Annotated in this window: 6 protein-coding genes; all 6 read left to right on the top strand. The window is 70.6% G+C overall.

All coding sequences use genetic code 11. The features are described 5' to 3' along the window. Positions 1–151 precede the first annotated feature (151 nt). Entirely contained in the window at positions 152–925 is a 774-nt protein-coding gene (locus tag AC1D01_RS16360; protein WP_477868024.1) for a crotonase/enoyl-CoA hydratase family protein, read from the top strand. Further along, positions 922–2,772, top strand: a complete 1,851-nt coding sequence (locus tag AC1D01_RS16355) for a feruloyl-CoA synthase (protein ID WP_477868022.1) — start codon at positions 922–924, stop codon at positions 2,770–2,772. Before AC1D01_RS16360 ends, AC1D01_RS16355 begins: the two co-directional genes overlap by 4 nt. Next, positions 2,769–3,221 (top strand): acyl-CoA thioesterase, encoded by a 453-nt coding sequence (locus AC1D01_RS16350; protein WP_477868020.1) that lies wholly within the window; start codon positions 2,769–2,771, stop codon positions 3,219–3,221. Before AC1D01_RS16355 ends, AC1D01_RS16350 begins: the two co-directional genes overlap by 4 nt. Continuing rightward, the gene (locus tag AC1D01_RS16345; RefSeq protein ID WP_477868018.1) at positions 3,218–4,357 is read left to right on the top strand and encodes an ABC transporter substrate-binding protein; all 1,140 of its coding nucleotides are present in this window, start codon (positions 3,218–3,220) and stop codon (positions 4,355–4,357) included. Before AC1D01_RS16350 ends, AC1D01_RS16345 begins: the two co-directional genes overlap by 4 nt. A gap of 16 nt (positions 4,358–4,373) precedes the next feature. After that, positions 4,374–5,411: a branched-chain amino acid ABC transporter permease gene (locus AC1D01_RS16340; protein ID WP_477868016.1), complete on the top strand. Its 1,038-nt coding sequence runs from the start codon at positions 4,374–4,376 to the stop codon at positions 5,409–5,411. After that, positions 5,401–6,431 (top strand): branched-chain amino acid ABC transporter permease (locus AC1D01_RS16335; protein WP_477868014.1); only part of this gene is annotated, 1,031 nt, incomplete at its 3' end. The genes AC1D01_RS16340 and AC1D01_RS16335, both read left to right, overlap by 11 nt.

Genomic DNA, 6,431 nt, shown 5'->3' with positions numbered 1-6,431 from the left:
GGCGAAGACCGCACCGGCCGGCGCACCACAGCCTCCCCGCACGCGCCTTCCGAACCCAATGCGAAAGCACAGAACCACGGGGTATTCCCCGCTGTGTCCAGCGGCGGTTTGCTTAAGACTCATAACCATCCAGGCTTCAACCACCCCGGTCGTGAGCACCTCCCTGTTGAATGTTTCGAGTGACGGCCCGGTCACCCACGTGCGGCTGACGCGCCCCGCCAAGCGCAACGCGTTGAACGACGCCTTGATCGCCGAGCTGCAACGCGTGTTCGCCGGCTTCGATGCCGGCGTGCGCGCCGTGGTGCTGAGCGGCGAGGGCGCGCACTTCTGCGCCGGGCTCGACCTGTCGGAGCTCGGCGAGCGCAGTGCGGCCGAAGGCATCCTGCATTCACGCTCGTGGCATGCGGCCTTCGAGCAGATCCAGTTCGGCCGCGTGCCGGTGGTCGCGGTGCTGCACGGCGCGGTGGTCGGCGGCGGGCTCGAACTCGCGAGCGCGGCGCACATCCGCGTCGCCGAGCGCAGCAGCTTCTACGGCCTGCCCGAAGGCCAGCGCGGCCTGTTCGTCGGCGGGGGCGGCTCGGCCCGCATCCCGCGGCTGATAGGCGTCGCCCGCATGAGCGACATGATGCTCACCGGCCGCGTGCACGACGCCGAAGAGGGCCAGCGCATCGGGCTGTCGCAGTACCTGGTCGACGACGGGCAGGGCCTCGCGACCGCGTTCGAGCTGGCGCGCAAGATCGCGTCGAACGCGCCGCTGTCGAACTTCGCGGTGATGCACGCGCTGCCGCGCATCGCCGAGCAGGGCCAGGCGGCCGGGCTGTTCACCGAATCGCTGATGGCCGCGATTGCGCAGGCCGACGATGCGGCCAAGCAGCGCATGCGCGACTTCCTCGACGGCAAGGCCGGCAAGGTCGCGAAGTCATGAGCACCGTGGTGCCTCGGTATCGGCGGGTTGCCTTGGGCGGTTCGCTCTCGGCCCGCTTCGTGCCGGCCGACGACGGCAGCCTGCTTGTCGAATCGACCGAGCCGCTGCAGCCGCACCCGCTGCGCCTGACCGATCGCCTGCAGCAGTGGGCCGCGAAGGTGCCCGACCGCACGCTGGCCGCCAAGCGCGACGCGCAGGGCGTGTGGCGGCACCTGAGCTATCGCGACGCCGTGCTCGGCGCGCGCAGCATCGCGCAGGCGCTGCTCGACATCGGCCTCGGCCCCGAGCGCCCGTTGGCCATCCTCTCCGACAACGACCTCGAACACCTGCTGCTGACGCTCGGCGCGATGTGGGCCGGCGTGCCGTGCGCGCCGATCTCGCCGGCGTACTCGCTGCTGTCGCAGGACCACGCCAAGCTGCGCCACATCCTCGGGGTGCTGACGCCGGGGCTGGTGTTCGCCGCGAACGGCAATGCCTATGCGCGGGCGATCGACGCCGCGCTGCCGGCCGGCACGCCGCTCGCGCTGGCGACCGGCGCGGTCGAGGGCCGCCATCTGCTGCACTTCGCCGACCTGCTCGCGACGACGCCCACCGATGCGGTCGACGAGGCCCACGCCCGCGTCGGCCCCGACACCATCGCGAAGATCCTGTTCACCTCCGGCTCGACGCAGGCGCCCAAGGGCGTGATCAACACGCAGCGCATGCTGTGCAGCAACCAGCAGATGATCCTGCAGTGCTTCCCGTGCCTCGGCGAGACGCCGCCGGTGCTGGTCGACTGGCTGCCGTGGAACCACACCTTCGGGGGCAACCACAACGTCGGCCTGACGATCTGGAACGGCGGCACGCTGTACATCGACGACGGCAAGCCGACGCCGGCGCTGATCGGCCACACGCTGCGCAACCTGCGCGAGATCGCGCCCACCGTGTACTTCAACGTGCCGAAGGGCTTTGAGGAGATCGCCAACGCGCTGGAGCACGACGCCGCGCTGCGCGACACGCTGTTCAGCCGCGTGCAGATGTTCTTCTTCGCCGGCGCCGGGCTCTCGCAGCCGGTGTGGGACCAGCTCGACCGGCTGGCCGAGGCCGCCTGCGGCGAGCGCATCCGCATGCTGACGGGGCTCGGCATGACCGAGACCGCGCCGTTCGCGATCTGCGCCAACGGCGGCGACGTGCGCTCCGGCCACATCGGCCTGCCGGCGCCAGGCATCGAGCTGAAGCTGGTGCCGAGCGGCGACAAGGCCGAGTTGCGCTACCGCGGGCCGAACGTCGCGCCGGGCTACTGGCGCCAGCCGTCCACCGCGTACTTCGACGACGAAGGCTTCTACGCGAGCGGCGATGCGGTGCGCCTGGTCGACCCGGCCGACCCGCAGCGCGGCCTCGCGTTCGACGGTCGCATCGCCGAGGACTTCAAGCTCGCGACCGGCACCTTCGTGTCGGTCGGCCCGCTGCGCGCCCGCGCGATCGCGGCCGGCGACCCGTGCGTGCAGGACGTGGTCGTCACCGGGCTGAACCGCAACGAGATCGGGCTGCTGGTGTTTCCGCGCGCCGACCGCTGCCGGGTGCTCGCCGGGCTGCCGGCCGATGCGCCGCTCGCCGACGTGCTGGCCGCCGCGCCGGTGCGGGCGTTCTTCCAGCACTGGCTAGACACGTTGCACGACGCCGGCACCGGCAGCGCGACGCGCGTGGCCCGTGCGTTGCTGCTGGCCGAGCCGCCGGCGATCGACCGTGGCGAAGTCACCGACAAGGGATCGATCAACCAGCGCGCGGTGCTGGCCTGCCGGGCCGGGTTGGTCGAGCAGCTGCACGACGGCAGCGCCCCCGGCCTCTTGCTGCCCGCAACGCGATGAGCGAATCCCGCACCACCACGCACACCGTCGCCGTGAACTTCGGCGACTGCGACCCGGCCGGCATCGTCTTCTTCCCGAACTTCTCGCGCTGGATGGATGCGGCCTCGCTGTCGTTCTTCATGCAGTGCGGCGTGCCGCCGTGGCGCGTGCTCGAGAAGACGCGCGGCATCGTCGGCACGCCGCTGCTGGAGATCCACACGCGCTTCATCCAGTCGGTCACCTACGGCGAGACGATCCACATCGAGACCTGCATCGAGGCCTGGCACGGCAAGGCCTTCGTGCAGCTGCACCGCGTCACGCGCGGCGGCGAGCTGGTCTGCGAAGGCCGCGAGACGCGCATCTTCGTGACACGCGATGCCACGGGAAAATTGAAGTCCATCGCGGTGCCGGATGACATCCGCGCACTCTGCCGGACAGAATCACGACCCCGAACGGAGACACCCCCATGAAGCACCTGAAGACCTGGCTGGCCGCTGCGGCCCTGGCCACCCTCGCGGCCGGCGCACGGGCCGACGTGACGATCGGCGTCAGCGTCCCGCTGACCGGCCCGACCTCGGCGCTCGGCATCCCGAGCAAGAACGGCATCAGCCTGTGGCCCGCGACGATCGCCGGCGAGAAGCTCAACGTGATCGTGCTCGACGACGCCACCGACCCGACCGTCGGCGTCAAGAACGCCCGCCGCTTCGTCACCGAGGACAAGGTCGACCTCATCGTCGGCTCGTCGGCGACGCCGATCGCGATCGCGATGTCGGACGTGGCGGCCGAGGCACAGACGGTGCAGCTGGCGCTGTCGCCGATCCCGCTGCCCGAGGGCAAGGGCGCCTGGACCTTCCGGCTGCCGCAGTCGACCGCGGTGATGGCGATCCCGATCGTCGAGCACTGGAAGAAGACCGGCGTGAAGACCTTCGGCTTCGTCGGCTACGCCGATGCGTACGGCGAAGCGTGGCTGAAGGACATCACGGCGCAGGCCACCGCGGCCGGCATCAAGAACGTCGGCGTCGAGCGCTTCGCGCGCGCCGACACCAGCATCACCGGCCAGGCGCTGAAGCTGGTGGGTGCGAACCCGGATGCGATCCTGGTGGCGGCCTCGGGCAGCGGCGCGGCGATGCCGCACAAGGGCCTGGTCGAGCGCGGCTACCCGAAGGACAGGATCTACCAGACGCATGGCGCGGCCACCCTCGACCTGATCCGCGTCGGCGGCAAGGATGTCGAAGGCTCGTTCGTCTCGTCCGGCCCGGCGCTGGTGGCGCCCAAGCTGCCCGACAGCAACCCGAGCAAGGCGATCGGCCTGCGCTTCATCGAGCAGTACGAGAAGGCCTTCGGCCCGAAGAGCGCGAACCAGTTCGGCGCGCACGCGTTCGACACAGCGATCGTGCTCGAGAAGATCATCCCGATGGCGCTGAAGAAGGCCAAGCCCGGCACGAAGGAATTCCGCGCCGCGCTGAAGGAGGCGCTGGAGACGGCCGGCCGCATCCCGGTGTCGCAGGGCGTTCTGAACTACACCGCGGCCGATCACTTCGGCTTCACGCCCGACACGGGCGTGCTGCTGAAGGTCGTCAACGGCGACTGGGAAGTGGTGAAGTGACGGCCACTTCTCTCTGATGGACCTCTCGATCGCGGGCATCCTGCTGCTCGACGGCGCGACCAGCGGTGCGGTCTACGCGCTGCTGGCGCTCGCGCTGGTGCTGGTGTTCGCGGTCACGCGGGTGATCTTCATCCCGCAGGGGGAGTTCGTCGCGTACGGAGCGCTGACGCTCGCGATGCTGCAGATGGGCAAGCTCCCCGGCACCGTGTGGCTGCTCGGGATCCTGGCCGTGCTGGCCACGCTGCGCGACGCATTTGGCGCGGCGCGCGCAGGCCAGCCCGCCCGCCGCATCGCGCGCGACGCCGCGCTGTCACTGGCCGTTCCGGCCGCGGTGACGCTGCTCGCGTTGTGGGCCGCGCCGCGCCAGCTGCCGCTGCTGCTGCAAAGCCTGCTGACGCTCGCGATCGTCACGCCGCTCGGGCCCCTGGTCTACCGGCTCGCGTACCGGCCGCTCGCCGATGCGTCGGTGCTGGTGCTGCTGATCGTCTCGGTCGGCGTGCATTTCGCGCTGACCGGCCTGGGCCTGCTGTTCTTCGGCGCCGAGGGCTTTCGCAACCCGAGCTTCTGGGACGAGCGCTTTCGCGCCGGGCCGCTGATGCTGTCAGGGCAGGCGTTGATCATCTTCCTCGTCTCGGCCGCGCTGATCGTCGGGCTGTGGCTGTTCTTCGGGCGCACGCTGCAGGGCAAGGCCTTGCGTGCGACGGCCGTGAACCGGCTCGGCGCGCGGCTGATGGGCATCTCGACGGAAGGCGCCGGGCGCTGGAGCATGGGCCTCGCGGCCTTCATCGGCGCGCTGTCGGGCCTGCTGATCGGCCCCACGACGACGATGTTCTACGACACCGGCTTCCTGATCGGCCTGAAGGGCTTCGTCGCGGCCATCTTCGGCGGGCTCGCGAGCTACCCGGGCGCGGCGGCCGGTGCGCTGTTCGTCGGCTGGCTCGAATCGTTCGGCTCGTTCTGGGCCAGCGCCTACAAGGAAGTGATCGTCTTCACGATGATCCTGCCGGTGCTGCTGTGGCGCAGCTTCACGCACGGCGAATCCGATGACGAGTAGAGGCTGGTTCCTCGTCGCGTTCGCCGCCGTGCTGGCGCTGTTGCCGCAGTTGCCGGTGCCGGAGTTCTGGATCACGCAGCTGAACTACATCGGGCTGTACGCGCTGGTCGTGATCGGCCTCGTGCTGCTGACCGGCATCGCCGGGCTGACCTCGTTCGGCCAGGCGGCGTTCGTCGGCCTCGGTGCCTACAGCAGCGCGTGGCTGACGCTGAACCTCGGGCTGTCGCCGTGGCTCGCGGTGTTCGGCGGGCTGGCGCTGACGGCGCTCACCGCGCTGCTGCTCGGCTGGATCACGCTGCGCATGTCGGGCCACTACCTGCCGCTCGCGACCATCGCCTGGTGTCTGAGCCTGTTCTACCTGTTCGGCAACCTGGAGGCGCTGGGCCGCTATGACGGCCTGCTCGGCATCGCGCCGATCGGGTTCTTCGGCCTGCCGCTGAACACCGGCCGCAGCTTCTTCTACCTGCTGTGGGCGCTGGTGCTGCTGGCGGCGCTGGCGGCCACGCAACTGCTCGATTCGCGCAGCGGCCGCGCGCTGCGGGCGCTGAAGGGCGGCAGCACGATGCCCGAGGCGATGGGCATCGACACCTTCCGCGCGAAGGTCGCGGTGTTCGTGCTCGCCGCGCTGCTGGCGAGCCTGTCGGGCTGGTTGTTCGCGCACTTCCAGCGCAGCGTCAATCCGTCGCCGTTCGGCCTGAAGATGGGCATCGAGTACCTCTTCATGGCGGTGATCGGCGGCGTCGGCCACGTGTGGGGCGCACTCGCCGGCGCGGCCGTCGTCAAGCTGCTGGAGGACCAGCTGCAGGTGCTGCTGCCGCGGCTGCTCGGTGGCAGCGGCAGCTACGAGGTGATCGTGTTCGGCGTGCTGCTCGTGTTGGTGCTGCAGTACGCGCGCGACGGGCTGTGGGCCGCGGTGGTGGCGCGGCTGCCGCGGCGCGCCCGAAAGCGCGACTGGGCCGATGCGCCGCCGCTGCCCGAGGCCGCGCGGCCGCCGCCTGCCCGAGGCCGCGCGGCCGCCGC

It is taken from the genome of Rhizobacter sp. P3_B12, from assembly GCF_056402895.1.
This window is presented reverse-complemented; position numbering and strand designations above follow the sequence as displayed.